At 61.4% G+C, this 24,751-nt stretch carries 21 protein-coding genes and 1 pseudogene; 10 read left to right on the plus strand and 12 right to left on the minus strand.

From position 1 onward, the window contains the following. Positions 1-38 precede the first annotated feature (38 nt). Positions 39-746, minus strand: coding sequence for a class I SAM-dependent methyltransferase (locus ACSQ36_RS12670; protein ID WP_213767392.1), 708 nt, complete (start codon positions 744-746; stop codon positions 39-41). A gap of 590 nt (positions 747-1,336) precedes the next feature. Between ACSQ36_RS12670 and ACSQ36_RS12675 the strand changes: the two are divergent. The 6 genes and pseudogenes from ACSQ36_RS12675 to ACSQ36_RS12700 form a co-directional block, all read left to right on the plus strand. Further along, positions 1,337-2,170 (plus strand): annotated as a pseudogene (locus ACSQ36_RS12675) (UDP-2,3-diacylglucosamine diphosphatase); the annotation flags it as partial. Positions 2,171-2,232: 62 nt separating this feature from the next. Further along, positions 2,233-3,264: a glycosyltransferase family 4 protein gene (locus ACSQ36_RS12680; protein ID WP_213767394.1), complete on the plus strand. Its 1,032-nt coding sequence runs from the start codon at positions 2,233-2,235 to the stop codon at positions 3,262-3,264. A gap of 341 nt (positions 3,265-3,605) precedes the next feature. Continuing rightward, positions 3,606-4,103 carry a diacylglycerol kinase gene (locus ACSQ36_RS12685; protein ID WP_436183164.1) on the plus strand — a complete coding sequence of 166 codons (498 nt, stop codon included), beginning with the start codon at positions 3,606-3,608 and terminating at the stop codon, positions 4,101-4,103. Between the two features lie 166 nt (positions 4,104-4,269). Continuing rightward, entirely contained in the window at positions 4,270-4,986 is a 717-nt protein-coding gene (locus ACSQ36_RS12690) for a TetR/AcrR family transcriptional regulator (RefSeq protein ID WP_213767396.1), read from the plus strand. Next, on the plus strand, positions 4,986-5,570 hold the full coding sequence (locus ACSQ36_RS12695; protein ID WP_436182136.1) for a TIGR00730 family Rossman fold protein: 585 nt from the start codon (positions 4,986-4,988) through the stop codon (positions 5,568-5,570). Before ACSQ36_RS12690 ends, ACSQ36_RS12695 begins: the two co-directional genes overlap by 1 nt. A 22-nt stretch (positions 5,571-5,592) precedes the next feature. Next, positions 5,593-6,339, plus strand: a complete 747-nt coding sequence (locus tag ACSQ36_RS12700) for an SDR family oxidoreductase (protein ID WP_436182137.1) — start codon at positions 5,593-5,595, stop codon at positions 6,337-6,339. Positions 6,340-6,351: 12 nt separating this feature from the next. Here ACSQ36_RS12700 and ACSQ36_RS12705 read toward each other — a convergent pair whose 3' ends face one another. From ACSQ36_RS12705 to sugE, 6 genes are all read right to left on the minus strand, one after another. Continuing rightward, complete coding sequence (locus ACSQ36_RS12705; protein ID WP_436182138.1) at positions 6,352-6,942, minus strand: DUF924 family protein; 591 nt, start codon at positions 6,940-6,942, stop codon at positions 6,352-6,354. Continuing rightward, the gene (locus tag ACSQ36_RS12710) at positions 6,942-7,673 is read right to left on the minus strand and encodes an alanyl-tRNA editing protein (protein ID WP_436182139.1); all 732 of its coding nucleotides are present in this window, start codon (positions 7,671-7,673) and stop codon (positions 6,942-6,944) included. Before ACSQ36_RS12710 ends, ACSQ36_RS12705 begins: the two co-directional genes overlap by 1 nt. Positions 7,674-7,741: 68 nt before the next feature. Beyond that, on the minus strand, positions 7,742-8,152 hold the full coding sequence (locus tag ACSQ36_RS12715) for a group II truncated hemoglobin (protein ID WP_213767401.1): 411 nt from the start codon (positions 8,150-8,152) through the stop codon (positions 7,742-7,744). 93 nt (positions 8,153-8,245) lie between these two features. After that, positions 8,246-10,750 carry an ABC transporter permease gene (locus tag ACSQ36_RS12720; protein WP_436183165.1) on the minus strand — a complete coding sequence of 835 codons (2,505 nt, stop codon included), beginning with the start codon at positions 10,748-10,750 and terminating at the stop codon, positions 8,246-8,248. 122 nt (positions 10,751-10,872) lie between these two features. Further along, positions 10,873-11,514 carry a DUF4126 domain-containing protein gene (locus ACSQ36_RS12725; RefSeq protein ID WP_436182140.1) on the minus strand — a complete coding sequence of 214 codons (642 nt, stop codon included), beginning with the start codon at positions 11,512-11,514 and terminating at the stop codon, positions 10,873-10,875. Positions 11,515-11,967: 453 nt separating this feature from the next. After that, a complete protein-coding gene (gene sugE, locus ACSQ36_RS12730) occupies positions 11,968-12,288 on the minus strand; it encodes a quaternary ammonium compound efflux SMR transporter SugE (RefSeq protein WP_213767402.1) in 321 nt (106 codons plus the stop codon). A gap of 436 nt (positions 12,289-12,724) precedes the next feature. Between sugE and ACSQ36_RS12735 the strand changes: the two genes are divergently transcribed. Next, positions 12,725-14,200 (plus strand): cytochrome ubiquinol oxidase subunit I, encoded by a 1,476-nt coding sequence (locus tag ACSQ36_RS12735; protein WP_436182141.1) that lies wholly within the window; start codon positions 12,725-12,727, stop codon positions 14,198-14,200. Beyond that, the gene (gene cydB, locus ACSQ36_RS12740) at positions 14,197-15,204 is read left to right on the plus strand and encodes a cytochrome d ubiquinol oxidase subunit II (RefSeq protein WP_213767404.1); all 1,008 of its coding nucleotides are present in this window, start codon (positions 14,197-14,199) and stop codon (positions 15,202-15,204) included. The genes ACSQ36_RS12735 and cydB overlap by 4 nt, the downstream gene beginning before the upstream one ends. 90 nt (positions 15,205-15,294) lie before the next feature. Here cydB and ACSQ36_RS12745 read toward each other — a convergent pair whose 3' ends face one another. The 3 genes from ACSQ36_RS12745 to ACSQ36_RS12755 all read right to left on the minus strand — a co-directional run bounded on the left by ACSQ36_RS12745 (position 15,295) and on the right by ACSQ36_RS12755 (position 17,830). After that, positions 15,295-15,780, minus strand: coding sequence for a hypothetical protein (locus tag ACSQ36_RS12745; RefSeq protein WP_436182142.1), 486 nt, complete (start codon positions 15,778-15,780; stop codon positions 15,295-15,297). Positions 15,781-15,808: 28 nt separating this feature from the next. After that, on the minus strand, positions 15,809-16,372 hold the full coding sequence (locus ACSQ36_RS12750; protein WP_213767406.1) for a peroxiredoxin: 564 nt from the start codon (positions 16,370-16,372) through the stop codon (positions 15,809-15,811). A 117-nt stretch (positions 16,373-16,489) separates the two neighbouring features. Beyond that, entirely contained in the window at positions 16,490-17,830 is a 1,341-nt protein-coding gene (locus ACSQ36_RS12755) for an EAL and HDOD domain-containing protein (RefSeq protein WP_436182143.1), read from the minus strand. 637 nt (positions 17,831-18,467) lie between these two features. On the opposite strand from ACSQ36_RS12755, the gene ACSQ36_RS12760 reads away from it, so the two are divergent. After that, entirely contained in the window at positions 18,468-20,486 is a 2,019-nt protein-coding gene (locus ACSQ36_RS12760; RefSeq protein ID WP_436182144.1) for a putative bifunctional diguanylate cyclase/phosphodiesterase, read from the plus strand. 240 nt (positions 20,487-20,726) lie between these two features. Next, positions 20,727-22,202: an HDOD domain-containing protein gene (locus ACSQ36_RS12765; RefSeq protein WP_436182145.1), complete on the plus strand. Its 1,476-nt coding sequence runs from the start codon at positions 20,727-20,729 to the stop codon at positions 22,200-22,202. A gap of 99 nt (positions 22,203-22,301) precedes the next feature. Here ACSQ36_RS12765 and ACSQ36_RS12770 read toward each other — a convergent pair whose 3' ends face one another. After that, a complete protein-coding gene (locus tag ACSQ36_RS12770; protein WP_436182146.1) occupies positions 22,302-22,751 on the minus strand; it encodes a hypothetical protein in 450 nt (149 codons plus the stop codon). Between the two features lie 200 nt (positions 22,752-22,951). After that, positions 22,952-24,607, minus strand: coding sequence for a methyl-accepting chemotaxis protein (locus ACSQ36_RS12775; RefSeq protein ID WP_213767409.1), 1,656 nt, complete (start codon positions 24,605-24,607; stop codon positions 22,952-22,954). Between the last annotated feature and the right edge of the window lie 144 nt (positions 24,608-24,751).

A 24,751-nucleotide genomic window follows, 5' to 3' on the forward strand; every position in this document is an offset into this window, starting at 1 on the left:
GAAATCCGGCCTTCTCCCCTATCTTGCTTTTGTCGGTCTCAGCTCAGCCAGTCTGGAGCTTCCTTCAGCGCCATATGCAGGTTGTCGTTGAAGTGATGGATCCGATAACCCAATCCCCCGAACATTGTCTGCAATGACCGTCGCGTATAAAGCGTGATATGACCATTGCGAGGCGCGATGTACCAGTTGTCCATCCCCCGCGGCGACACGTGATCTATCGTCAACGTGGAGAACAGCAATACACCACGCCCGTTTAGCAGCCCGAGCGCTTCCTGGACAGAGACCAGCGGTTCGGGCGTGTGCTCCAGAACCTCGAACGCGCTGATGAAATCGAATGAGCCTGACGGCGGCACCCCTTCTTCATCCATCGGGTCCCAGCTATGTCCGTCTACTCCGCCATTGCGCAATAACGACGTCAGCGTGCCATTGCCGCCACCATAGTCGAGACACCTTAACCCGTGACCTTTCTTGATGAAATCAAGAATGAAAGCGGCATTGCCCGCAGGCCGTGAATCAATGTAGTCAGGGTCGACCAGCACGTAATCATCGTTATAAATGTGCCGCAGGTAGTCGGCCTTGCTCCAATGATCGAACGCAGTGGTGAAGATGAGACCGCAAGCATTGCATCGGTTGTAATAGACCGGCACGCCGGTGAGCGGCAGATAGCGCCCGCGCCGCTCTTCGCAACTCTTGTTGAAGTCGGTGACGCCGTAGAGAGGCGCCGGTTCGTTGCATACTTTGCACATCGACATTCGAACGGCCTGCCCCACTGTTCCGCTATCCAGTTGCATAGGATTCCATCGTAAATCCGAGAGTATAGGCGAAGCCAACACGATGAGGACGCTCAGCTCCCCGCGTACTTGCGGCGATGTATCGCATCCGGTTATCGGCGAGTCATGCCAGTTTTCGCGTGGTCGTGGCGCTGCAGCAACGATAGTCCGTCAGGGCAACGTCCATCTGCGCGAACCCGACCGCGAAACGAAATCGCGCATAAACATCGCGCGTTGTAATGCGGGGTAAGCGCCCGCAAAGCCAACCAGACCGGCTTGCGATCTGTCCCGCCGGACACCTCGAAGACCCGTAAATAGCGACGTTTTTCCTTCTTCAACGCACACTCGGCGCTTCCGCCACAACCTTTAGTAATAAGAAGTTTTCGTGACTGTCATGGCTCCGTCACGCGAGCATGGCGCAATGGCCGCACTGCAACCCGTTGCGCGTGCCCATGGCCACTAAATCGTCTGCGAGTCACCTCCTAGGCATTACCCTCCGCGATGCCGAAGCCATCGCGTTCCGCACCGACGTGGCGCCTCCCCCTTCCCCTGAAACCACCGGCGCCAGCCTCGCTCCCCCGACCGCTTCTGGAACCACCTCTCGCCCCGACGACGAACCTGCCGACCATCGCTACCGTACCATCTGGCTATCCGATATCCATCTCGGCTCCGGTGGCTGCCAGGCGCACTATCTGCTCGATTTTCTCCGCCATAACGATTCCGAGTACTTGTACCTCGTTGGCGACATCATCGACGGATGGCAACTGCGCAAAGGCTGGTTCTGGCCGCAAGCGCACAACGACGTGATCCAGAAGGTGCTGCGCAAAGCCCGCAAGGGCACGCAGGTGGTCTACATTCCGGGCAATCACGACGAAGCCGCGCGACAGTTCTGCGACCTGGCTTTCGGTGACATCCATGTACGCAACGAGGCGTTCCACACCACGCTCGCGGGCAAGCGCCTGTGGATCGTGCACGGCGATCTCTTCGATGGCGTCATACAGCACGCCAAGTGGCTCGCTTATCTCGGCGACACGCTCTACACGCTGATCCTGCTGCTCAACCGCTGGTTCAACCGGGTACGCAGCCGCTTGGGCCTGAACTACTGGTCGCTCTCGCAATACCTCAAGCATCAGGTCAAGAACGCGGTGAACTTCATCTCGAAGTTCGAGCACGTGATGACCGATGAAGCGCGCCGCCGCGGCTGCGACGGCGTTGTCTGCGGTCATATTCACAAAGCTGAAATTCGCGATATCGACGGTGTCCTGTACTGCAATGACGGCGACTGGGTGGAAAGCCTGTCGGCGCTTGTCGAGACGTTCGAAGGCGAGCTGAAGATCATCTACTGGACCGTCTTGCGCTCTCCTGAACACCATTCGCAAAAGGCCGCGGCAACTGCCTGATCAACTGCTTGATCGACTGCCTGAGCAACCGCCTGAGCGCTTTCACTTATCGAGGCCATCGAATGAAAATCATGATTGTTACCGACGCATGGGAACCGCAAGTCAACGGCGTCGTGCGTACCTTGAAAAGCACCAGCCGCGAACTGACTGCGCTGGGACATCGCGTGGAATTGCTGACGCCGCTCGAATTCAGGACCATCGCGTGCCCGACTTATCCCGAGATTCGCCTGTCGCTGCTGCCGCGCCGCCGCGTCGCGCAACGCATAGAGGAATTTGCGCCGGATGCGCTACATATCGCGACGGAAGGCCCGCTCGGCATGGCAGCGCGCTCGTTCGCTCTGCGCAACAAACTCCCCTTCACGACCGCGTATCACACGCGCTTTCCTGAGTACGTGCAGGCGCGGTTCCACATTCCGCTCGCTGCAACCTACAAGTTTTTGCACTGGTTCCACAAGCCTTCGCAAGCGGTGATGGCGCCCACGCCCGTTGTGAAAACCGACCTGGAAAAGTTCGGTTTCACGAACGTGGTCTTGTGGACACGCGGCGTGGATCTGGATATTTTTCGACCGATGGATTCGAAGGTCCTGAACACGACACGGCCCATTTTTTTGTATGTCGGGCGCGTCGCGGTCGAGAAGAACGTCGAGGCTTTCCTGAAGCTCGATCTGCCCGGGTCGAAGTGGGTCGCGGGCGAAGGACCGGCGCTGGCCGAACTGAAATCGCGCTATCCGAACGCGAACTATCTTGGCGTGCTGTCGCAGGCGGAACTGGCGAAGGTCTACGCGGCCGCTGATGTATTCGTGTTCCCCAGCCGCACCGATACCTTCGGCCTCGTGCTGCTCGAAGCAATGGCATGCGGTACGCCGGTCGCGGCGTACCCGGTGACGGGTCCGATCGATGTGCTCGGCACCGATGGCCCGGGTGCGCTTGACGAAGACCTGCGCGAAGCGTGTTTGCGGGCGCTGAAAATTGAACGCGCCGATGCCCGTGCGTGGGCGGAGAAGTTCTCGTGGCGGGCGGCATCGGAACAATTCGCGGCGAATCTGAAGCCGCTTGCGACTCGCGGCGCGACGCAAAGCCAAGCAACGGCGTAATCTGGCTTTCGCGAGGGCAACGGTATGATTGAATCCGCGTTGCCCTCAGCGCAACGTGGCGGATGTCAAAACGCGTTGTGCGGTTCGTGACCTACCGGCCAAAGAAGGCAACAATGCGACGTGGCCGCTCGCAGCTACAACAAGCTGCCGGCGGACTCGCCTTTGGTGACTTCCGCACAGCGGTCGTTCGAGAAGTCGGCCGCGAGTCATCCCCGCCCCGCGAAGCGGCTTCGAGCGTGGCTCGAAGAAGTGCGTCGGAGCGTGCGTCAGTACAACCACAGCAAGTTTCAAAGAAGCGCAATGTGAAAGCCAAACCTTCAGTGCAAGCGAAATCCCTGCTCTTGATACACCGGGAACCCTTCAGCAACGAAGACGACGACATCGAGGGCGCGCCGCATCCGGGCGAGCCCTTGAGCGCCGACGATCCGCTCGCTCCGTTGCCGTTCAATCCCTACAAGGGCAACCGCGGCCTGACCCGCGCCTGGCACGCGATGAAAAACTCGCTGAACGGCTTTCGCGTGGCGATCCGCGAGGAAAGCGCGTTCCGCCAGGAGCTGACGCTCGCCGCCATCCTGGTGCCGTGCGGCATCTTCGTGCCGGTCTCGCCGGTCGAACGGGCGGCGCTGCTGGCGTCCGTGCTGCTGGTGCTGATGGTGGAATTACTGAACTCAAGCGTGGAAGCGGCGATAGACCGGATTTCGCTGGAACGGCACGAACTGTCCAAACGGGCGAAGGATTTCGGCAGCGCGGCGGTCATGGTCGCCCTGCTGGTGTGCGTGCTCACATGGGGCCTGATAGTCGGCCCATTGCTCTGGCGATGGGCCTTGATGCTGTTTTGAACACCCCGCGGCACGCAACTGGCCACCCGCGCAGACCCCGTCCCCACTCAGCCGTTTATAATCGTCCGATATTCAAGATAGCCACCGATTTCCGGGTTCGTGACGCCGTCACGCAGGCCGCCTCAGGCCGCCCCCACCCGGAACCGGTCAACCAGGTCCGGACGACATGGAAGCCAAACCTCCCCGCCGCACCCGTGAACGGATTCTCGAACTGTCGCTGAAGCTGTTCAACGATATCGGGGAACCGAACGTCACGACGACTACCATCGCCGAAGAGATGGAAATCAGTCCAGGTAACCTGTACTACCATTTCCGCAACAAAGACGACATCATCAACAGCATCTTCGCGCAGTTCGAACAGCAGATCGAAAAGCGGCTGCGCTTTCCCGAAGACCATCGTCCGACAATTGACGAGATGTGGTCGTACCTGCAGTACATGGCGGATTTCCTGTGGCAGTACCGGTTTTTGTATCGCGACCTGAATGATCTGCTCGCACGAAACCGCACGCTGGAAACGCATTTCAAACAGATCATCACCCACAAGGTCAACTTCGCGCAGCAACTGTGCGACGCACTCGTAGCCGATCACGAAATGGTCGCAACGCCCGCGGAAATCAAGGTGATCGCGACCAACATGGGGGTGATCGCGACGTACTGGCTGTCGTACCAGTTCGTCATGAACCCGCGCAAATATAACGAGCAGGAAACCATCCGCTCGGAATTGCATCAGGCGAGCCTGCATATCATCTCGATGATGGCGCCGTATCTCCGTGGCCGGTCACGGCAGATTTTCGATGACCTCGTGTCGGGGAAAATGCCGGAACGCGTCTTTGCCGATTACCGCGCGCCCAAGGAAGACGGCGCGCCTAAGGAACCTATTTAATGAAAGCAGTCTGCGTATATTGCGGCTCCGCCAATGGAGCCAGACCGGTCTATGCCGAAGCGGCAAAAGCGTTTGGCCGGGCGTTGGTCGAAGCGGATCTCGCGCTGGTCTACGGCGGCGGGAGCGTGGGGTTGATGGGCACCATCGCTGACGAAGTCCTGGCGCTCGGTGGCCGCGCCATCGGTGTGATCCCCGAATTGCTGATGAACAAGGAAGTCGGCCATAAAGGTCTGACGGAGCTGTACGTCGTGCCCGACATGCATCAACGCAAGAAGAAAATGGCCGATCTCGCGGATGCGTTTGTATCGATGCCCGGCGGTGTCGGTACGTTCGAAGAGCTGTTCGAGGTCTACACGTGGGCGCAGCTTCGTTATCACGAGAAGCCGGTCGCGCTGCTGAACGTGGACGGGTATTACGATCCGCTGCTCGCCATGCTGCGCCATACGGTGGAAGAAGGTTTCATGCGCGCGCCGTTCCTCGACATGCTGCAAGTGAACGCCGATCCCGTGAAGCTCATCGAAGCGCTCAACGCGTATGAACCGCCGCTGGTAGACCGCTGGCCCGAGAAACGCGACGCTGTTTGATATCCCAACGGAGAATTTGACGATGTCGAGGGTAGTGTTGATCACGGGCGGCAGCCGCGGCATTGGCCGTGCCGCCGTTTTGCTGTGCGCGGCGCGTGGCTGGTCGATCGGCGTGAATTACGCGACCAACCGCAGCGCCGCCGATGAAACCGTCGCCCGCGCGCAAGCCGCCGGTGGCCAGGCGATCGCAATCCAGGGCGATGTCTGCGAAGAAGCCGATGTGATTGCCCTGTTCGATGCAACCGTGCGCGCGTTCGGTCCTATCGACGGCTTCGTGAACAACGCGGGCATTGTCGCGCCCGGTTCCGCGCTGGCCGACATGGACATCGCGCGCATGAAACGCGTCTTCGATACCAACGTGCTCGGCGCGTATCTCTGCGCGCGTGAAGCGGCTCGGCGCATGTCGACCAAACGCGGCGGACGGGGCGGGTCGATCGTCAATGTGTCGTCGGCGGCAGCGCGGCTTGGGTCGCCGAACGAGTACGTGGACTACGCCGGATCGAAAGGCGCCATCGATACCTTGACGATCGGCCTCGCAAAAGAACTCGGTCCGGAAGGCGTGCGCGTGAATGCGGTGCGGCCTGGTTTGATCGATACCGAGATTCACGCAAGCGGCGGCAAGCCCGATCGTGCGGCACAGCTGGGCTCGCTCGCGCCGCTGGGGCGGCCCGGCACGGCGGATGAAGTGGCGGAATCGATTGTGTGGCTGTTGTCGGATGCGTCGGCGTATGTGACCGGCGCATTGCTCGACGTGGCGGGCGGGCGTTAAAACGTTTGGACGCTAAAAACCGCCCTTCTGCTTGAGCCATGCGCGTTCTTCGGCTGTTGATTCGCGGCCGAGGATAACGTTGCGATGCGGAAAGCGGCCAAATCGCTCGATCACTTCGGCATGGCGCAGCGCGTATTTCAGCCCGTCTTCGATGTCCTTGTCGCCGGTTTCATCGAAGAGTGCTTGGTGCAGACGCACAGCTTCGCGCTGGCTTGCCAGCGTCTCGTCGTGCTCGAACGGCATGGTCACGAACACGCGATGATGAATCGTCGGCAACGTGAGCTCGCCGCGCGTATCGACCAGCATGCGAGCCAGCTTTAACGCTTCGGCGTCACCGGCGAATGCACGCGGCGTGTTGCGAAAACAATTGCGCGTGAACTGGTCGAGCAACACGATCAATGCCAGCGCGCCGAGCGGTGTAGCGCACCACGATGCAAGCCGACCTTCCAATGCCTCCTCGATCAAAGCGCCGAAGCGCTCGTGAAGCATGGCATCGAAGGTCGCATTCTTCTTGAACCAGGCACGGCGCGCGTGACCGTACTCCGCCGAATCCGGCGCACCGAACCACGCGTCGAGCACCGCTTGAGCGCGTGCGTCGAGCATCACGCAAACTCGATTACAAGACGCCGCGTGCGTGCACTTTTCTTCTCCACCTTCGCGATCCGCAGCTCACCGATCTCGCTCGTGTTACGCACATGCGTACCGCCGCACGGCTGCAAATCAATACCTTCGATGCGCAACAAACGCACACGCCCCATGCCGGCCGGCGGCTTCACGCTCATGGTGCGGACGAGCTCGTGACGCTCTTCCATTTCCTGATCGGTGATCCACTCGGTCGCCACCAGATGGGCGCCGCCAATCAGCTCACGCAAGCGCGTTTCCAGCGCCTCGCGTTCGATCGGTTCGACCGTCGCGAAGTCCATGCGCGCGTAGCCGCTGGTGATGCTGCAGCCATCGACGGGATAAGGTAATGCCGCGCACAGCAGATGCGTCGCCGTATGCAGGCGCATGTGCCGGTAGCGGCGCTCCCAATCGATCTCGGCCGTCACCCGATCGCCCACGTTCAGCTTCGCGAGCAGCGCGTCCTGATCCGGCGCGGGCACGTGGACGGCGTCATCCGGCGTCGCGCCTTCGAACTTGGCCTTGCGGGTGTCCGTTATTTCGATGCGCGTGCCGTCAGCAAGCGTCAGCGATCCGGCATCACCGGCCTGACCGCCGCCCAGCGGATAAAACACGGTTTGATCGAGATGGATGCCAAGCTCGTCGATAGCCGTGATCGTCGCCTCGCAGCGCGTCAAATAGGCGTCCTCGCGAAACAACGCGCGTGTACTCATGGGGAAGTCTCCTGGTCTGTCACCGGCTGAAATGAACCCGTATTATGCGGGCGGCCCGCCAAGGTGCCTTAACCCGGGCGGTTGCGCATCCAGTCGGCGGTATCGAAGAAAGAGGTGAGGAGGCGTTCACGCAAGGGCGCGTCGAGGCCGGTATCTTCCATTGCCCACGCCATGCAGCGCAGCCATTGATCCCGTTGCGGCGATGCAATCGCGAAGTTCATATGCCGAGCGCGCAAACGCGGATGGCCAAAGCGGCTGATGTAATGGTCCGGGCCGCCCATCCAGCCGCACAGGAACCAGAAGAATTTATCGCGGGAATTCTCGAGCGTGGGAGGATGCAATGCGCGCAAAGCCGCGAAGTCCGGTTCGAGATCCATCAGATCGTAGAACCGGTCGACGAGCGCACGCACGCGCTCCTCGCCGCCAACGAGTTCAAATGCCGTGGGTTGCGGCGCTTGTTCAATATTTGCTTCGGTCATGCGTTTTCTTTGGGGTTATCGGGGGAAGGAGCGCTGCGGGGTTCGTCTGGTGTTTGGCGGGTGACGCACGGCCACGCGTTATCCGGGCCTCGGTCAGGCATCCCGCAACGATTGCAGCGCCGGCCGCGACAATACGCGGCGCAGGCTCATCCAGCCGCCCACACCCGAACACACGACACCCGCCACGATGCCCGCCGGCACGAGCCACGGGTTGAAATCGATGTGAAACTCGAACACGTACGTCGCCAGCACCCAGCCGATTCCCTGTGCGCCAAGCGCCGCCATCAGCCCGCTCAATGCGCCCACTGCCACGAACTCCGCGGTCTGCACCGAGCGCACCTGCTTGTGCGACGCCCCGAGCGCGCGCAGCAACGCGGACTCGTGCACACGCTCGTCGCGCGTACCGGCCAGCGCCGCGTACAACACGAGCACGCCCGCCGCGAGCGTGAAGACAAACAGGAACTGCACAGCGCCAATCACCTGCTCCAGCACGCGCTGGATCTGCGCGAGAATCGGCGCGATATCAATGGCGGTCACGCTCGGATACTTGTTGATCAAGCCATCGATCAAACCCTGCTGCCCCGGCGGCAAATGGAAACTGGTGATGAACGTCGCGGGCAGATCGCTGATGGACGGCGGCGGCATCAGCACAAAGAAATTCACCTTGAACGAATTCCAGTCAACCTTGCGCAGGCTCGTGACTGGCCCTTCGACCTGCATGCCGGCGACGTCGAAACGCAGCGTATCGCCGAGTTTCACGTGGATGATCTTCGCGAGCCCCTGTTCTATCGATACCTGCGCCTTTGCGTCCGTGCCGTACCAGTCGCCGCCGACCACGCGGTTATCGCTGGGTAGTTCGGTGGTGTACGAGAGGTTGAACTCGCGGTCCACCAGACGCTTTGCGTCGGCCTTTTCGTAGTTGTCGGGACTGACCGGCTTGCCGTTCACGGCGATCAGGCGACCGCGCACCATCGGCGACAACACCGCGTCGGCCTGGCCATGTTGCGAGAGGTAATCGGCGACGCCGGCGCGCTGGTCAGGCTGGACATCGATGAGAAATTCGTTCGGCGCGTCCGGCGGCGTCGATTGCCGCCAGCCCGCGATCAGGTCGCTGCGCGTCATCGCGATAAGCAGCAGGCACATGAGGCCGATGCCGAGCGCCGTGATCTGCAGCGCGCTCGCGCCGCTGCGCCGCTCCAGCGACGCCAGCGCGTACCGCCAGCCCACGCCCGCGCCAACGCGTTCGCTTCGAACAAACCGGGCGGCGGCCCAAAGCGCCACGCGCGCAATGCCGCCAAACACCACCAGACCGCCCGCGAATCCGCCCGCCACGATCCCGCCCAGTTTCCATTCGCCCGCCGCGAGCACGAGCAGGCCGGCGAACAGCAGCACGCCCACGCCGTAGGCGATCCACGCTACCCGGCCGGCATCGCCGAGTTCCCGGCGAATGACGTGGATCGGCGGCACGCGCGTCAGCGGCAATAACGGCGGCACAGCAAAACCAAGCAACAGCACCAGTCCGGTCGCAATCCCCTGCAACGCGGGCCAGACGCTGGGCGGCGGCAATTCGACATCGACGAGTGTTCCCAGCCAGTCCAGCAGTACCAGATGGCCGCCGAAGCCAAGCACCACACCTACCGCGCTGCCCAGCAACCCGACCAGCAGGAATTCACCAATAAACAAAGACCGCAACGTCCCCTGGCTCACGCCGAGACAGCGCATGGCCGCGCAGCCGTCCAGATGCCGGCGCGCGAAACGGTGCGAGGCCATCGCGATGGCAACCGCCGCGAGCAGCGCGGTGAGCAGCGAGACGAGCGTGAGGAAATGACTGGCGCGGTCGATGGTCTGACGCACTTGGGGCTGGCCGTCCTGCAACGATTCGAGCGCGACGCCGCGCAGCTTGCCATCGTCCACTTTTGCGCGGGCGAACGTGGCGAACTGCTTGACCTGCGCATCCGGTCCCGCCACCAGCAACCGATAGGTCACGCGGCTGCCGAACGTGACGAGGCCGGTGGACACGAGTTCATCGGAGCGCATCATCAGGCGCGGCGAAAAGCTGACGAACGAGAACCCGCGATCGAGTTCGCGCGTGATGACCGCCGCCACCTTGAACGCGCGCGTACCCACGCGGACGGTGCCGCCGACAGGCACTTTCAACGCATCGAGCAACGCGGGGTCGACCCAGACAGTGCCGGGCGCGGGAATGGAGGTGGTGGGCGTGCCGGGCTGATCGGCAGCAGTCGCAATGCTCACCGCGCCGCGCAACGGATACCCAGGCGAAACGGCCTTCAACGCCGCCAGACGGGCAACAGGCGTGGCGGACGCATTTCCCGAAACACCCGCGCTGATCATGCTGGGAAAAATCGCGGTGGTCGCGGTCTCGAGCTTGAGTTGAGCCGCTTCTGCGGCGAACGCGGGATCGACCGGATGATCGGCGCGAACGACAAAATCCGCGGCAATCATCTGCCGCGCATCCCGCTCCAGCCCCTGGCGCATCCGGTCGCCGAGAAACCCGACACTCGCGAGCGCGGCGACCGCCAGCACCAGCGCCAGGATGAGCATGGTCAACTCGCCCGCACGCCAGTCGCGCGCGGTCATTCGCAACGACTGGCGCGCAATCTGCGTGAAGCTCAGTCCTTGCTGCTTTGAATCCTGCTTCGGATCCTGCTTGGAATCCTGCTTCGGATCCCGCTTCAACTCGCCGTCCAGGCTACTCGTACTCAATCGTGCTTGCTCCTGAACCGGCCGACGCCCGGATTCACCCGTGCGCTGACGCTGGGCACCATGTGCTTGGCCATCCGCCCGAAGCCGCCGCGCACGCCTCTTACGATCCGTGGCAACGCCCAGCCGGCACACAACAGGAACGCGATGATCAGGACCAGGCACAGCAACGGCACGAACAACGCGAGCGTGATGCCCAGCAACGCGCCGAAATCCTCGGTCGCCGATGCCACCCAGTTCGACACCGGTTCCGGCGATAAATTGATCAGCGCCCGCGTGCCGGCTTTCGCCAGATGCGCGGCACCCGCAAGCGTACCGCCGGCGAGCGCGGCAACAGTCAGCAGCGCCGGATCGGCGTGACCGAACGCGCCAACGGCCAGCACGGCGCCGGCCGGAATGCGAATGAAGGTGTGGATGGCATCCCAGAGGGAGTCGAAGGCGGGGATTTTATCGGCGAAAAACTCGACCACGGCAAGCGCTGCCGCCACGCCGATCACCCACGGAGAACCCAGCACCGCGAGGGTGTCGGGTAAGTGGACCAGTCCCATGCGCTCGAACAGCCCCGCGACGAAAACCGTCAGGTACAGTCGCAGCCCGCTGGCCCACGAAAGACCCGCTGCCAGCGAAAGTGCTTCAAGCATGACCGTCTCCTTGCGCGCTGCTCGCCCCGTGCCCGAGCGCCGGAGATTCCGGCACATCTGGCTACGAATGCCTGACCCGCCGCTCAAGCTGCCCGGCGACGGGCTGGGGATAAATGGATGCAGCCCGATAGGCCCGGTATTGACCCGGCCCACCTTATTCTGGCGCTGTTCCGGGTTCACCTGACGAAAAGACTACCGAACCCGGTGAATTTTTCAAGACAACTGAAAGTCATTATAGCCACGCGCAGCGCGTTGATGCATTGCGCCATATGTCGACGTGTACAGCATCCAACGTTCCTGATTCAGCCCTTAATCACGAAATCGCAGCACACGCGGCCTTGAACTCCGCCTTGTACTCTTTAACGGTCATTTTTGCGATCCCTTTAATGATCCAGGAATAGGTCGGGAATGGGCCGTGACAAAAGGCCGCTGCAATGCGCTAAATCATCGGATTTAATGTCCTGACGATACTTTCAATCCAATCAACCCGACCACGATCAGTGCAGCGCTCGCGACTCGCGCAACCGTCAGCGCTTCGCCCAGCATGACAATTCCAAACACGAACGCGCCAATCGCGCCGATACCCGTCCACACGGCATAAGCCGTACCCAACGGCAACTGGCGCATCGCCAGCGCCAGCAGCACGAAGCTGCCGGTGGCTGTGACCAGCGTGAACACCGACGGCCAGAGCCGTGTGAAACCTTCGGAGGTTTTGAGACCCGCGGCCCACGCCACTTCAAGCAGGCCCGCGATCAGCAATAGAAACCAGGACACAAGAAACTCCCGTCGAAAAACGGGGCCGTCCCCGATGTAACTGAGGCGCGCAGGGTCGTCCCTGCGGCATGTAATAGAAGCGTAATTATAACGATAGACCGAATGAGCCGCTTGCGGTCGACCACAATCTACTGGCATTCGAGCCGGTTTCAGCGCCTTTTACGCCGCTTTTCGCGTCAACATATAAGAAATACGAAAAGCTGAAATAACCCGCAGCGGCCTTGCTGCGAATGCCTTTATGCGCTCCGTCAATCCGTTCGAGCAGTGAATGCATCCTCAAAGGACAACGCGAAATAAAAACGTCCTTTCACGAAAACCTGCTTTAATCTAAACCAGTACGCAGCAGTTGATACGTGAAACACCGCCACAACGAGCACGGCACAACGCTGACGTGCCACTGAATCAACCCATTTGAAACTTCTCGCGCGGAGTGTTCATGGAGTTCGATGCCGTTTTGCTATCCCGTTTCCAGTTTGCCTGGGTGATTGCGTTTCACATCCTGTTGCCGGCCTTTACGGTCGGCTTATCGTGTTTTATCGCAACGCTTGAATTGCTCTGGTGGATAAGCAAACGGGACGTGTACAGGCGCCTTTCTGCGTTCTGGCTGAAGATATTCGCGGTTTCATTCGGCATGGGCGTGGTGTCGGGGATCGTGATGCCGTTCCAGTTCGGCACCAACTGGAGCCGGTTCACCGATGCCACCGCCAGCGTGATCGGCCCGCTAATGGGTTACGAGGTGCTGACCGCGTTCTTTCTCGAAGCTGCGTTCCTCGGCGTCCTGTTGTTTGGGCGCAAGCTCGTGCCGCAATGGGCGCACGTGCTCGCAGCGGTTTTTGTCGCATCGGGGACGGTGATTTCGTCGTTCTGGATTCTCGCGGTGAATAGCTGGATGCAGACTCCGGCGGGCTACAAGATCCTTCCCGACGGCCGCTTCGAAGTGACGAGTTTCTTCGACGCCATTTTCACGCCCTCCTTTCCTTACCGTCTCGGCCATACGGTCAGCGCCTTCCTGGTGACGGCCGCGTTCGTGATTCTCGGCGTCGGCGCGCTTTATTTGCGGCAAGGTCGCGCGCTTGAGGAAAGCCGCGTGATGACCAAGATGGCGCTGATCTTTCTCGTGATCATGGTGCCGGTTCAGATGGTTATCGGCGATGCACACGGTCTCAACACGCTCGAACATCAGCCGGCCAAGATCGCGGCGATGGAAGGTCTGTGGAACACCGGTTCGCGCGTGCCCGCCGCACTCTTCGCTATTCCCGACCAGGCCAACGAGCGCAACGATTTCGAAATTTCGATACCCGTGCTCGGCAGCATCTACCTCACGCACGATCCGAACGGCACGGTACGCGGCCTGAAGGACTTCCCGCGTGAAGACAGGCCGAACGTGGCGGTGGTGTTCTTCGCGTTCCGGATCATGGTCGGTATCGCGTTGCTGATGTTCGCGCTGGTGCTCTCCGGCATTGTGCTGTTTGCACGCGGCAAACTCGAGACAAGTACGCGCTGGCTGCGTTGCGCCACGTATGGCATGCCGCTCGGGTTTATCGCCGTGCTGGCGGGATGGACGACGACCGAAGCCGGCCGCCAGCCGTGGACCGTGTATGGACTGATGCGGACCAGCGACTCGGTCACGCCGTCGCTGACAGCCGGCGATGTCGGGCTCTCGTGGCTGCTTTACGTGCTGGCGTATATCGTCATCTTCGGCTCGGGCTTCATCCTGCTGCGACGGCTTGTGCGGATCGGCCCCGCCGACGAACACGCCGATACCGACAGCGACCTCCTGCAACCGGAAACGCGCGCGGCGCGGCCGTTATCGGCGGCATCGGCCAATGCATCGGCTAATGCATCGGGCGGCGTGAGTGCAGCCAAATCCGTCGGCCCGGACGACGTCGTTCCCCCTTCCAGGAGATCATGATGCTCGACCTCGTACCGATGTGGGCCGCCATCCTCGCGCTCGCGGTATTCATGTACGTGCTGCTCGACGGCTTCGATCTCGGCGTGGGCATGGTGTTCCTGCTGCGCCGCGACCCCGTTGAACGCCAGTTGATGATCAACTCCGTCGCCCCCGTCTGGGACTTCAACGAAACCTGGCTGATCCTTGGCGGCGGTGGCCTGCTCGCGGTCTTTCCGCTTGCGTTCGCGATCATCGTGCCGGCGGTCTATTTCCCGATCCTGCTGATGCTGCTGGGCTTGATCTTTCGCGGCGTGGCGTTTGAATTCCGCGAAGTGGTCGGCGCGCGCAAGTGGATCTGGGATGGCGCGTTCGGCTACGGCTCGCTGATCGCGACGTTCTCGCAGGGCGTTGTGCTCGGCATGTTCATGCAGGGCTTTCCCATTCACGGGCGCGTGTTTGCCGGCACAAGCTGGGACTGGTTTGCGCCGTTTCCGCTGCTGACGGGTGCCGGGCTGATTTTCGGCTACGCGCTGCAGGGCACGACCTGGCTCGTGCTTAAAACGGAAGGCGAGTTGCAGGAATGGGCCCGAGGCATGGCGAAGAAAGTGCTGTTCGGTGTCATCGCGTTTATCTTGCTGATCAGTATCTGGACGCCACTGAAGGACGCGCGTATATCGGCACGCTGGTTCAGTTTCCCGAATAGCTTCGTGTTCGCGCCGGTGCCGGTGCTGACGGTGTTGCTGGTCTGGACGTTGTGGTCGGCGCTGGAGAAACGCAAGGAAGTCGTCCCGTTCATGTGCTCGATCGGGTTGTTCTTCCTGGCCTTCACGGGTCTTGTGATCAGCCTTTGGCCTTTCATCGCGCCACCGTCGGTGACGTTGTGGGATGCATCCACGACGCCCCTTTCGCAGCAGTTCCTGCTGATCGGGACGATGTTCCTGCTACCCGTTATCGTGCTTTATGTGGTGTGGTCGTATTGGGTGTTTCGCGGCAAAGTGCGCGGTGACATGGGATATCACATGTAGCGCACCCTCCGCTTTCGGCAGTGAGTCAGTCCGGATTCGGCCAGGGACCGTATCTGGACTGACTAAACGCTGACGCGAACGAGCAGCCCGTTACAAAGTCTGAGCGGCGGCCTTGTCCAAAATCCGGCACCACTTGTGCGCCTCGCGCCGATCCTGCATCGGCAGATTCCAGCGCGGCTGCGTCGTATCCTTCACATTCAGCGCGACTTGCCAGGCGCCCGTTGTTGCCGACGCGCCTGACGCGCCCGGTTCCATCCGCGCTCCATGCAGGTCCGCAAAGATATACATGCCGACCTGCCCGCCTACCCGCACTTCGCACAACCGCTTCGCCGCCGCGAGCCGCACGCCGCCCCAATCCCGCTTGAGTTCATGCGTCCAGTCGCCGTCGTGAACATTCGGCGCGACTTCCTTCCACCGCAGCCAGAAATACACAGCATTGCTCACCACTATCAGCCCCGCGATCACCGCCACGCCAATCGCAACACTCACACCAAACGCCGCCGATAACGCGTGAAACGACCAGAACGCACCGTAGATCACGGCAACCAGAACAACGAGCGCAACAATAATCGGCATCGATCAAAACCTTACAGGACTGGTTACGTTATTGGGTCTTGTGCTTCTCGTTCCAGTCTTTCAGCGCCTGCAACGTGTTCGCCACATGCTTGTCCGGCGACAGGCTCGTATATTCATAGATCACGGTACCGTCCGGCGCAATCACGTATGACACACGATTGGCCATGGTACTGACCAGCGGCATGGTCGCATCGTATTGCTTGATGATCTTCGCATCGCCGTCGGCCGCGACCGGGAATTTACTCCGGCACTCGCTCACCGAAAACTTCTTCAACGTGTCGATGTTGTCGTGCGACACGCCAATCACCGTGGCGCCCAGGGCCTTGTATTCATCGACGGCATCAGCAAACTCGTGCGCCTCGATCGTGCAGCCCTTCGTGAACGCAGCCGGATAGAAGTAAAGGACCACGGGCCCCTTCTTCAGTTCGTCCGCGAGCGAGTACTTGTAGACGTTGCCGCCAAGCGACGCCTGCGCTGTGAACACCGGCGCATGATCGCCGGGCTTCAGGGTTGCATAAGCCACCAGCGCGTACACCGCCAACGCTGCGCCCAGGGACACACCCAGCATTCTCCCAGCAAATTTTCGCTTCATGAGACTCCTCTATTTTCGTGACGCGCGCACGACAGGACGAACAACGGAACAACCCGGAACAGCCCCGGGGACGACCCACTGACGCAGCAAACGCAGCAACCGCAATACCTACAATACCTACTCCACCCGATGCGCGCCGAACCACGTAGCCGCCTCGAACTGGAGATCGGCGAGCACAGCCGGGGTCAACACCTCGAAATCCACGCCTGAACCAATGTTTGAATCGAGCTCGGGCGCATCGCCTCTTTCCGCCGCCTGCGAGAGTCGCAACAGCGCACCGAGCGGACCGCGGCCATCGACGATCGCAGCACTCATTTCTTTCGATAACTTCAGCAGATCCATGATCTCGACCGGCGGCAAATCGACCACCACATGCACGAGCGAAAAGATGCCCGTCATGAAGGCGGCATCGGCGAATTCCTCACTCGATGGCCGCATGACACGCGCCGCCAGTTCCATGAAACGCGCGCGTGTCCCGACCAGTTGTACCAGCGGATCCGAGCGCCACGGCAAGTGACGGCCATCAGCATAGAGCAACAACTGGGTCCAGCGCGAAATCTGCCGGATGCCGGTCGCAGCAATGGCCTCGCGCAGCGACGACACCGGCCGGCTCAATTTGAACGCGCTCGAATTGGCCAGCCGCAGCAACTGCACGACCACGTTCGGATTGAGCTTCAGCTCGGCCTCGAGTTCGCTGATATCAGGTTCGCCCGACAGCACGCCCAGAAGACGCAGCAATGCCGTGCGCGACGGATTCGAGCGACGCGTGACAAGCACTTGCGGACGAGCGAAGAAGTAACCCTGAAAGAGATCAAAGCCGAGCTTGCGGGCTTCTTCGAAATCCTGATGCGTTTCGATCTTTTCTGCGATCAGCGTCTTGCCATGTTGCTTGAGCGTTGCCGCGAGTTCGGGCAGATCGGCACGCCGGGCGGCAAGGAAGTCGACCTTCACGTAATCCACGTAAGGCAACGCCTCGTGCAGGGGTTGGGTGAGCGACACGACGTCGTCGAGTGCGAACTGGAAGCCTGCCGCGCGCAACTGGGCGCAGCGCTTGAAAAGCTTGGCGTCGAAGGTGACGGTTTCCAGAATTTCGAGCACGAAACGCTCGGGCGGCATGATATGAACGATGTCGTCGAACAGCAGGTCGCGGTTCATGTTCACGTAGCCGCGGTAATCGCCCAGCACCGCCGACAAACCGATCTCGCCAACCGTTCGCGTGACAACATGGGCAGTGGCCTGCACGTCGTCGAAAATGCGCGCGCGATTATCCGGACTGTCGCGAAAAAGCAGTTCGTACGCATGCAGCGCACCGTCGCGATCGATGATCGGCTGGCGGCCGAGATAGACACTTTCCGGCTCGCGAAGACCGGGCGCTGCAAGCTTGGCCTTGGTCTTCGCCACAGGACTGCCCACGGCGTTGCGCGCGGCGCGCCGGACCGGGTTCCGATCAACCGGCATGAATGGACCTGCTGTGTTCATGCAAGACCGCAGGCTCAATGCGGTGGCCGGCTGTCGCCGAGACCTCGCACGACACAATGCGTGCGTTCAGCGCGTTCAATACGCCTGGCTTCAGGGCCGGCTTCGGCAATCGGCTTGGGGACGCGATCATGGAGTGCAGCAATGGAACGGTGTTGACTGAATGGGGCGGCCAGACAGCGGTTAGCTCAAACAACCAGCTTGAGAGATTGGCTCAAAGATCAAACTTACAAACACAATTACAAACACCCAAGAGCGCAATAAGCGGTCGGACAACAGCCAGACGATAGCCCGACACCACGCTCGACGGACCAACTGACCGGTTCAGAATTTGCAACTATCAACGCGCACTCTACCCCAAATCGCGATACCGACAAATTGCGTCAAACCCGCCGGGGCCGTGGCTCGCGGACGCTCCGCTATTGCCCTAAAGAATTTCGGGGCATAACCGTTAACTTGCAAAGAACGCGTCCGAGTCGCGGTTACCGGATCTTCCGGTGGCTCACGCCCGCATTGCCGGACCATCGTCAGCACATTCCCGATGCAGCGCGCTTGGCCGGACAGCGTGCGCCGCGCCCCTACCGGCCCGGCGCGCAATCAGACAGGCTATAACCGAAACATGCCAGTAAAACGGATCACCGCCCAGCGCCTGAGTGCATGGATCGCCCTAGCCGGCCAAACCAGCGTCGCCGTGCGCGCGACTGTCAGGACGTTGATCGCGACCACGTTGCCAGGCTGCATCGTCAGGTTCGCTACAGTGGAAGCCACGCCTGCTCCCGTGCTGGCCACGGGTAGCCGAGGTGACCCTCTGCCTCTGCCGCTCCCCCTCCCCGGGACGATGCCGCACCGTGCACGGGAGACTAAAACAGGATGGGCCGTCCCGGCTTCGGCTTCGCCCGCGCCGCTTCACCTGCTGCATCCGGCGGCGGTGAATGAAGCTGAGCCCGCCCTAGGCGTCGCCACGGAAGCCACGCTTGCCGCCGTCGATTTCCTGGCGCAAGTGGATGCGTCGCTGCGGTTTTGCTATGTATCGGCGGGGAGCATCGAGTTCCTGGGTTATCACCGCGACTACCTGAGCTCGCTCACGTTGCACGAGCTGGTGCCCTCGCATGAAACCGATGAACTCGATGCGCTCGTCGCGCGCGCGCAGCAAAGCGGCAAGCTGGAGACCGCGACGCTGCATCTGCTGAAATCCTTGACCACGCCGATCCTCGTCGAACTGCGGGTCCTCGCAACGCACACGCCGGATCTGCCCGGCTTCGCGCTCGCCGCGTTTGAGATTTCGCACTGGCACGACCGCGAAACCGCCCTGCGACACGCGCTGCATCACGATTCGCTGACGGGCCTCGAGAACCTGACAGCGCTGAAAAGCGCGCTCGATGCCGCCCAGGCCGAGGCCGTTCACACGCGCACGCATGCGGCGTTGCTGCTGGTGGATATCGACGATTTCCAGCGCATTAATCGCGCACTCGGCTACGACGCCGGCGACGACATGCTGCGCGAGACCGCCCGCCGGATACAGCATGCAGCACGCGCCGGCGAACGCGTGGCGCGCGTGGCCAGCGACGAATTCGCCGTGCTGTTCTCGGCAGGCACCTCAGCCGAAGCGGCCGCGGCGGCCGAAGATGTGTCGCGACGAGTGTTGAGCGCGATTGCGCAACCCTACCGGTACCGCGGACAACATACGCATTTGTCGGCGAGCATTGGAGCCGCCATCTTCCCCGATGAAGTCGAGCAAGCCAGCAGCAGCCTGCTGCGCATGGCCGACCACGCACTGGCGCAGGCGAAGACCTCGGGCGGCAATATTGTCGTGTTCCACGTTCCCGACAACGACCCCCGCAACGCCGCGCGCCTGAACCTGGAAGGCGATCTTTACGAAGGCGTGCGCAACGGCGAGTTTTCGCTGCACTTCCAGCCGATCACCGAAAGCCGCGGCGGCGGCGTGGTCGGCGTCGAAGCGCTGATCCGCTGGCAGCATCCGGTGCACGGCCTCGTTCCCCCGGCAGCTTTCATTCCGCTCGCGGAATCGATCGGCCTGATCAACTATCTTGGCAACTGGGTGCTCAAGGCCGCGTGCATGCAACTGATGCAATGGGACAGCGAAGGTTTCGTGCTGGACTATGTCTCGGTGAACGTCTCGCCGCAGCAATTCCGCGACAAACGTTTTACGCAGAACGTGAAAGATGCGCTGCAACTGACCGGCCTCGATCCGCGCCGGCTGGTATTCGAAATCACGGAAAGCCTGCTGATGCATGATCCGGAAGAAGCTACCCGCCTGCTCGAAACGCTGGCGGCGCTGGGCATTGCGTTCGCCGTCGACGACTTCGGCACCGGCTATTCCAGCCTGTCCTATCTGCAGCGCTTCCCGCTGTCGAAGCTGAAGATCGATCGCAGCTTCATCGAAAACCTGCTGACCTCGCGTAACAACCGGGCCATTGTGGCCGCGGTCGTGGGCCTGGCAAAATCGCTGGGGCTCGAACTCGTGGCGGAAGGCGTGGAAACGGAGGCGCAGCGCGAACTGTTGATCGAGATGGGCTGTGATCAGATCCAGGGATGGCTGATCAGCAAAGCCCTGCCCGCCGGCGACCTGATGCGTTGCTTTCAGGATAAATCGCTCTTTCTCCAGGCACCTTTATAAGATACCGTCACGTTTTTGCGCCGGCAGGGGCTAATGACCGGCACTATTGCAGCATTTCATAATCGTCTGCTGTAAAGCTTCCGTGTGAACGCGCCGTTATAAGGTTTATGCGAGGTTTATGCGAGGTTTATGCGAGGTTTATGCAGGCTTTTTTCCGCGCATTACACTTCGACCCAGGTCGACGATTCAAGCCGTTCCGGGCATCCGGTCCGGAACGTGTAAGGCATTGACACCAATCGCATGGCAAGCAATTCCAAAGCCGAATTACTGGACAAGCTGTGGGGCCAAATGAGCGAGCGCGGAGACTTTCCGATGCTCTCGCAGGCTCTGCGCACCACTGTGTCCGCAATGAGCGACGACGACCTGGACTTTACCGCCCTGGTCCAGGTCGTTCTATCCGACTTCGGCCTCACGCAGAAGGTGTTGCGCCTCGCCAATTCCGCGATGTACATCTCGTTCGGCGGCAACATCACCACCGTGACGCGCGCGTTGATGGTGCTGGGCATGGACGCGGTCGGCCATCTGGTGGTCGGGCTGAAACTGGTCGATCACTTTCATCAAAGCGCGCCGCGACGCATTGACGCCAAGCTCGAACTGAATCGCACGCTGCTGTCCGGCACCGTTGCGCGGCAAGTGACCGAGCACAGCGAGTTCCGGGCCTCGGAAGAAGCGGTGGTCTGCACGCTGATGCGTCAGATCGGCAAGCTGCTGGTGGCGTTCTATCTCGAGACCGAGTGGGATCAGTTGCGCCGCAAGGCCACGGCCGAACGTATCAGCGACAGCCTCGCATGCAGCACGCTGCTCGGCGTCACCTTCGAGGAAATCGGCATGGAAGCCGCCGACCGCTGGCGCCTGCCGGAGACCATCCGCACCGGCATGCTGACCCGCGACCCGCTCGCCCCTATCGATGAAAAAACGCCGCGCCATGTCCGCTGGCTGCAAGCCGTCACCAACTATTCCACCGAAGTCGCCGATGCGCTCACCGCGCAGCATGTCGACGGGACACATCGCGAGTCGTCGCTGGTGGATATCGCGAACCGTTACAGCCGCGCGTTGCTGACCGACGCCTCTACGCTCGCCGCGATGAGTCTCGCGCTCGCGAACGAGGACTCGAACGACGGCGTGATGCGGGAGATCGTGGAACTGCGCGCGGACGCCGATGCCATCGCGCGCGCGGGGTTATCGGCGGAAGCGCGGATTGCCGCGGGGCTTGAGGATTTGCGCTCGCTGCCGTCGAAGAACGCGCTGGGCGCCGTGCTTGCGCTGGCGTCGGAAGCTGTGCTGGCCGGGCTAACGTTTTCGCGCACCGTGGTATTCGTGCGCCAGTCCAACAATGAGTTCCACGCACGTCTTGGACTTGGCACGGGCGTGGACAGGCTGCTGCCGTCGCTGACATTTCCCGCGGCGTTCGAGCCTGACGTGTTCCATCTGGCGATCTCGAACCCGGTCGGGATTTTTATCGAGAATGCTCGCGATCCGCGGATTGAGGCCCGCTTGCCGCGCTGGTTCAAACCTTCATTCGGCGATGCCCACGCGTTCGTGCTGCTGCCCGTGAAGGCGAACGGCTCGACCGTCGCCATGCTTTATGGCGACTGGACACAAGCGCAGCACGTCCGCAAGATCACGCAGCCGGAAATGTCCGCGCTGAATGAACTCATGCGAGAACTGAGCCGTTTTTTTTCTAACGCGGACTGGAAGGAAGTGGAGTTGCTTTAGCGTTTTTTGCGCTTTAGCCGGTGCGCTGCGGGTTCATGATCACGAACCGGCAGCGCGATGGCGAGTTGTTCGTCCTCGCGCTTGTCCTCGCGTCCGTCCTCACTCGCGCCAGAGTATCGCCACCGCCTGATCGCCGTACTCCACGATGTACCCGCCATGCGCACTCTGCCATTCACGCGCGGCGCCGGCGCCGGCAAACCACACCTTCTCGTAATCGCCGAAAGCGCCGGCATCGAAGCGGTATCGATCGATGACGGCAGGCTCTCGCGTATCAAGCGCCGGCTTGCAAGCATCCCAGCCGGCATGACCCAACTCGACGGCCAGCATGTTCAATACGTGCTTGAGCTGAACCTCAGTGCGCGTTTTATGAAGCTGCGCGAGCGTCTCGGCACGGGTTACGCCCGCTGCGAGCAAGCGGCGCACGACGGGCATCGCCATGCTTGTATTGTCCGCATGAGCGCGACGAAGCAGCCGGCGCGCGTGGCGTCGAAGAAATTCGGTGTTGGTGAGTTCAGAATTGGCAAAGCGAGGACAGGATGTTGACCACATGACGTTTCTCCTTGTTGCGCCGTTCTCGCTGCGGCTAAAGGTTCAACGTTGCGGTTTATCCAGATGAAGCGATAACGCGTGACAGGTGTTTTCACTTTCGCGAGACCGGGCGCCCTGCCGCGCCCGTCGCGAATTCTAGAACAAAGGCTTGCGGTTCAGCAAGCCCGCGTTCGTTCAATCAGCGTGTACACCGCGTTACATCACGCCAACTGAAACTTCCCAACCAGTTGTTTCAACGCATGTGCCTGGTCATCCAGCGACTGCGCCGCAGCGGCGGCCTGTTCGACCAGCGCCGCGTTCTGTTGCGTGCCCGCGTCCATTTGCGTCACCGCGAGATTGATTTCCTCGATACCGCTGCTCTGCTCCGCCGACGCCGCCGAAATCTCGCCCATGATGTCCGTCACGCGCTTGACCGCCCTCACGACCTCTTCCATGGTAGCGCCCGCTTCGTGAGCGAAGGTCGAGCCATCGGAAACACGCGCCACCGACGTGTGGATCAAGCCCTTGATCTCCTTCGCCGCCGCCGACGAACGTTGCGCGAGGTTCCGCACTTCGCCCGCGACGACCGCGAACCCACGCCCCTCTTCACCTGCGCGCGCCGCTTCCACGGCAGCATTGAGCGCAAGAATATTGGTCTGGAACGCGATGCCTTCGATCACCCCGATGATGTCGCCAATACTCTTCGCGCTTGCGTTGATCTGCTCCATCGTCGCCACCACGCGTGCGACCACCACGCCGCCCTTCTCAGCAATCTCGGACGCGTTGTAAGCCAGCGAACTCGCCTGCTTAGCGTTCTCGGCGTTCTGGCGTACGGTGGACGTCAACTCCTCCATGCTCGACGCCGTCTTTTCCAGCGCGACGGCCTGTTGCTCCGTGCGCTGCGACAGGTCCACGTTGCCCTGCGAGATTTCGCCTGACGCCGACGCGATCGCTTCCGCGCTGGCCGCGATTTCACCGACCGTCGTCGATAAATCCTTCTGCATGCCGGAGAGCGCGTGGAGCATGCTGGTGTTGTCGCGCTTCGCGATCGAGATGCGGTTCGACAGGTCGCCCGCCGCGATCCGGCTCGCAATTTCCATTGCGTAGACCGGTTCGCCGCCGAGCTGTTTCGCGAGCCGCCGCACGACCCATTCGCTCACCGCGAACGCCAGCACGATCAGCACGAGCGTCAGAAGGGCCACCATCACAAACGATTCGTGATAAATGGAAGCCGCCGATTCGATAGTCGCCTTGGCCGCCGCGCCACGCTGTTCGATAAGCGCGTTCACGAGCTTTTCCAGCTTGCCCGTCGCCACCAGCAGCGAAACGTCCCCAATACCCACTTGCCAGTTCATCTGCGTCAGATCGAGCGGTTGTTCTTTCACCAGCTTGACAAAGCTGCGCAGGTCGGTGCTCCACGCACCAACGGCGGTCGCCAGGCGCTTCTGGTCACCCGTGGGGTCCGCGTAGCTTTGCAGGTCATGTTGCCCGCGGCCTATATCGGCGAGCGCATGTTCGATATCCGCGCCGAGTTCGTCGCGCTCCTTCGCGGTGGTCGCGGTGAGCAGCATCTTTTGCGAGCGGCTCGCGCGCAGCACGGCGCTGCGCAGTTCCTCAACGTCGCGGCTGGCGACATATCCCTCGCGATAAATGGATTCGGTCGAACCGTTGAGACGGCTGATCTGCGTCAGCGCAATCACGCCGATAACCAGCGTGCCGACCAGCAGCAACGCGAACGCGAGGCGCAGCGACGCCTTGACGGACAACGACCGTCCGCTCGTGCCGGCGATCTTGGCCATCGCCCGGGCGGCGGCCTTGGCGCCGCCGTCGGGAATAAATCCGGCGCCGGGATTGCCCAGCTGCGAAAACGGTTTCATCTATTGAATTCCCCAGTTTTGATTGGCATCGCGCGGCCTGCTTCTTGGGCGGGGCGCACGGCTACATCAATGGTCTACGGCGGGAAACGGGGCTTCTTTAGATGTGTTTCTGCTACATGTTACAAATTCATGTCGATCTCACCA

The organism is Caballeronia sp. LjRoot34, assembly GCF_964253815.1.
Classification (GTDB): Bacteria; Pseudomonadota; Gammaproteobacteria; order Burkholderiales; family Burkholderiaceae; genus Caballeronia.

What these genes read in the sequence shown, in the direction of transcription:
- ACSQ36_RS12670 (WP_213767392.1), bottom strand. Translation starts at nt 746, where the DNA reads ATGTGCAAAGTATGCAACGAACCGGCGCCTCTCTACGGCGTCACCGAC.
- ACSQ36_RS12680 (WP_213767394.1), top strand. Translation starts at nt 2,233, where the DNA reads ATGAAAATCATGATTGTTACCGACGCATGGGAACCGCAAGTCAACGGC.
- ACSQ36_RS12690 (WP_213767396.1), top strand. Translation starts at nt 4,270, where the DNA reads ATGGAAGCCAAACCTCCCCGCCGCACCCGTGAACGGATTCTCGAACTG.
- ACSQ36_RS12695 (WP_436182136.1), top strand. Translation starts at nt 4,986, where the DNA reads ATGAAAGCAGTCTGCGTATATTGCGGCTCCGCCAATGGAGCCAGACCG.
- ACSQ36_RS12700 (WP_436182137.1), top strand. Translation starts at nt 5,593, where the DNA reads ATGTCGAGGGTAGTGTTGATCACGGGCGGCAGCCGCGGCATTGGCCGT.
- ACSQ36_RS12705 (WP_436182138.1), bottom strand. Translation starts at nt 6,942, where the DNA reads ATGCTCGACGCACGCGCTCAAGCGGTGCTCGACGCGTGGTTCGGTGCG.
- ACSQ36_RS12710 (WP_436182139.1), bottom strand. Translation starts at nt 7,673, where the DNA reads ATGAGTACACGCGCGTTGTTTCGCGAGGACGCCTATTTGACGCGCTGC.
- ACSQ36_RS12715 (WP_213767401.1), bottom strand. Translation starts at nt 8,152, where the DNA reads ATGACCGAAGCAAATATTGAACAAGCGCCGCAACCCACGGCATTTGAA.
- ACSQ36_RS12720 (WP_436183165.1), bottom strand. Translation starts at nt 10,750, where the DNA reads ATGACCGCGCGCGACTGGCGTGCGGGCGAGTTGACCATGCTCATCCTG.
- ACSQ36_RS12725 (WP_436182140.1), bottom strand. Translation starts at nt 11,514, where the DNA reads ATGCTTGAAGCACTTTCGCTGGCAGCGGGTCTTTCGTGGGCCAGCGGG.
- ACSQ36_RS12735 (WP_436182141.1), top strand. Translation starts at nt 12,725, where the DNA reads ATGGAGTTCGATGCCGTTTTGCTATCCCGTTTCCAGTTTGCCTGGGTG.
- cydB (WP_213767404.1), top strand. Translation starts at nt 14,197, where the DNA reads ATGATGCTCGACCTCGTACCGATGTGGGCCGCCATCCTCGCGCTCGCG.
- ACSQ36_RS12745 (WP_436182142.1), bottom strand. Translation starts at nt 15,780, where the DNA reads ATGCCGATTATTGTTGCGCTCGTTGTTCTGGTTGCCGTGATCTACGGT.
- ACSQ36_RS12750 (WP_213767406.1), bottom strand. Translation starts at nt 16,372, where the DNA reads ATGAAGCGAAAATTTGCTGGGAGAATGCTGGGTGTGTCCCTGGGCGCA.
- ACSQ36_RS12755 (WP_436182143.1), bottom strand. Translation starts at nt 17,830, where the DNA reads ATGCCGGTTGATCGGAACCCGGTCCGGCGCGCCGCGCGCAACGCCGTG.
- ACSQ36_RS12760 (WP_436182144.1), top strand. Translation starts at nt 18,468, where the DNA reads ATGCCAGTAAAACGGATCACCGCCCAGCGCCTGAGTGCATGGATCGCC.
- ACSQ36_RS12765 (WP_436182145.1), top strand. Translation starts at nt 20,727, where the DNA reads ATGGCAAGCAATTCCAAAGCCGAATTACTGGACAAGCTGTGGGGCCAA.
- ACSQ36_RS12770 (WP_436182146.1), bottom strand. Translation starts at nt 22,751, where the DNA reads ATGTGGTCAACATCCTGTCCTCGCTTTGCCAATTCTGAACTCACCAAC.
- ACSQ36_RS12775 (WP_213767409.1), bottom strand. Translation starts at nt 24,607, where the DNA reads ATGAAACCGTTTTCGCAGCTGGGCAATCCCGGCGCCGGATTTATTCCC.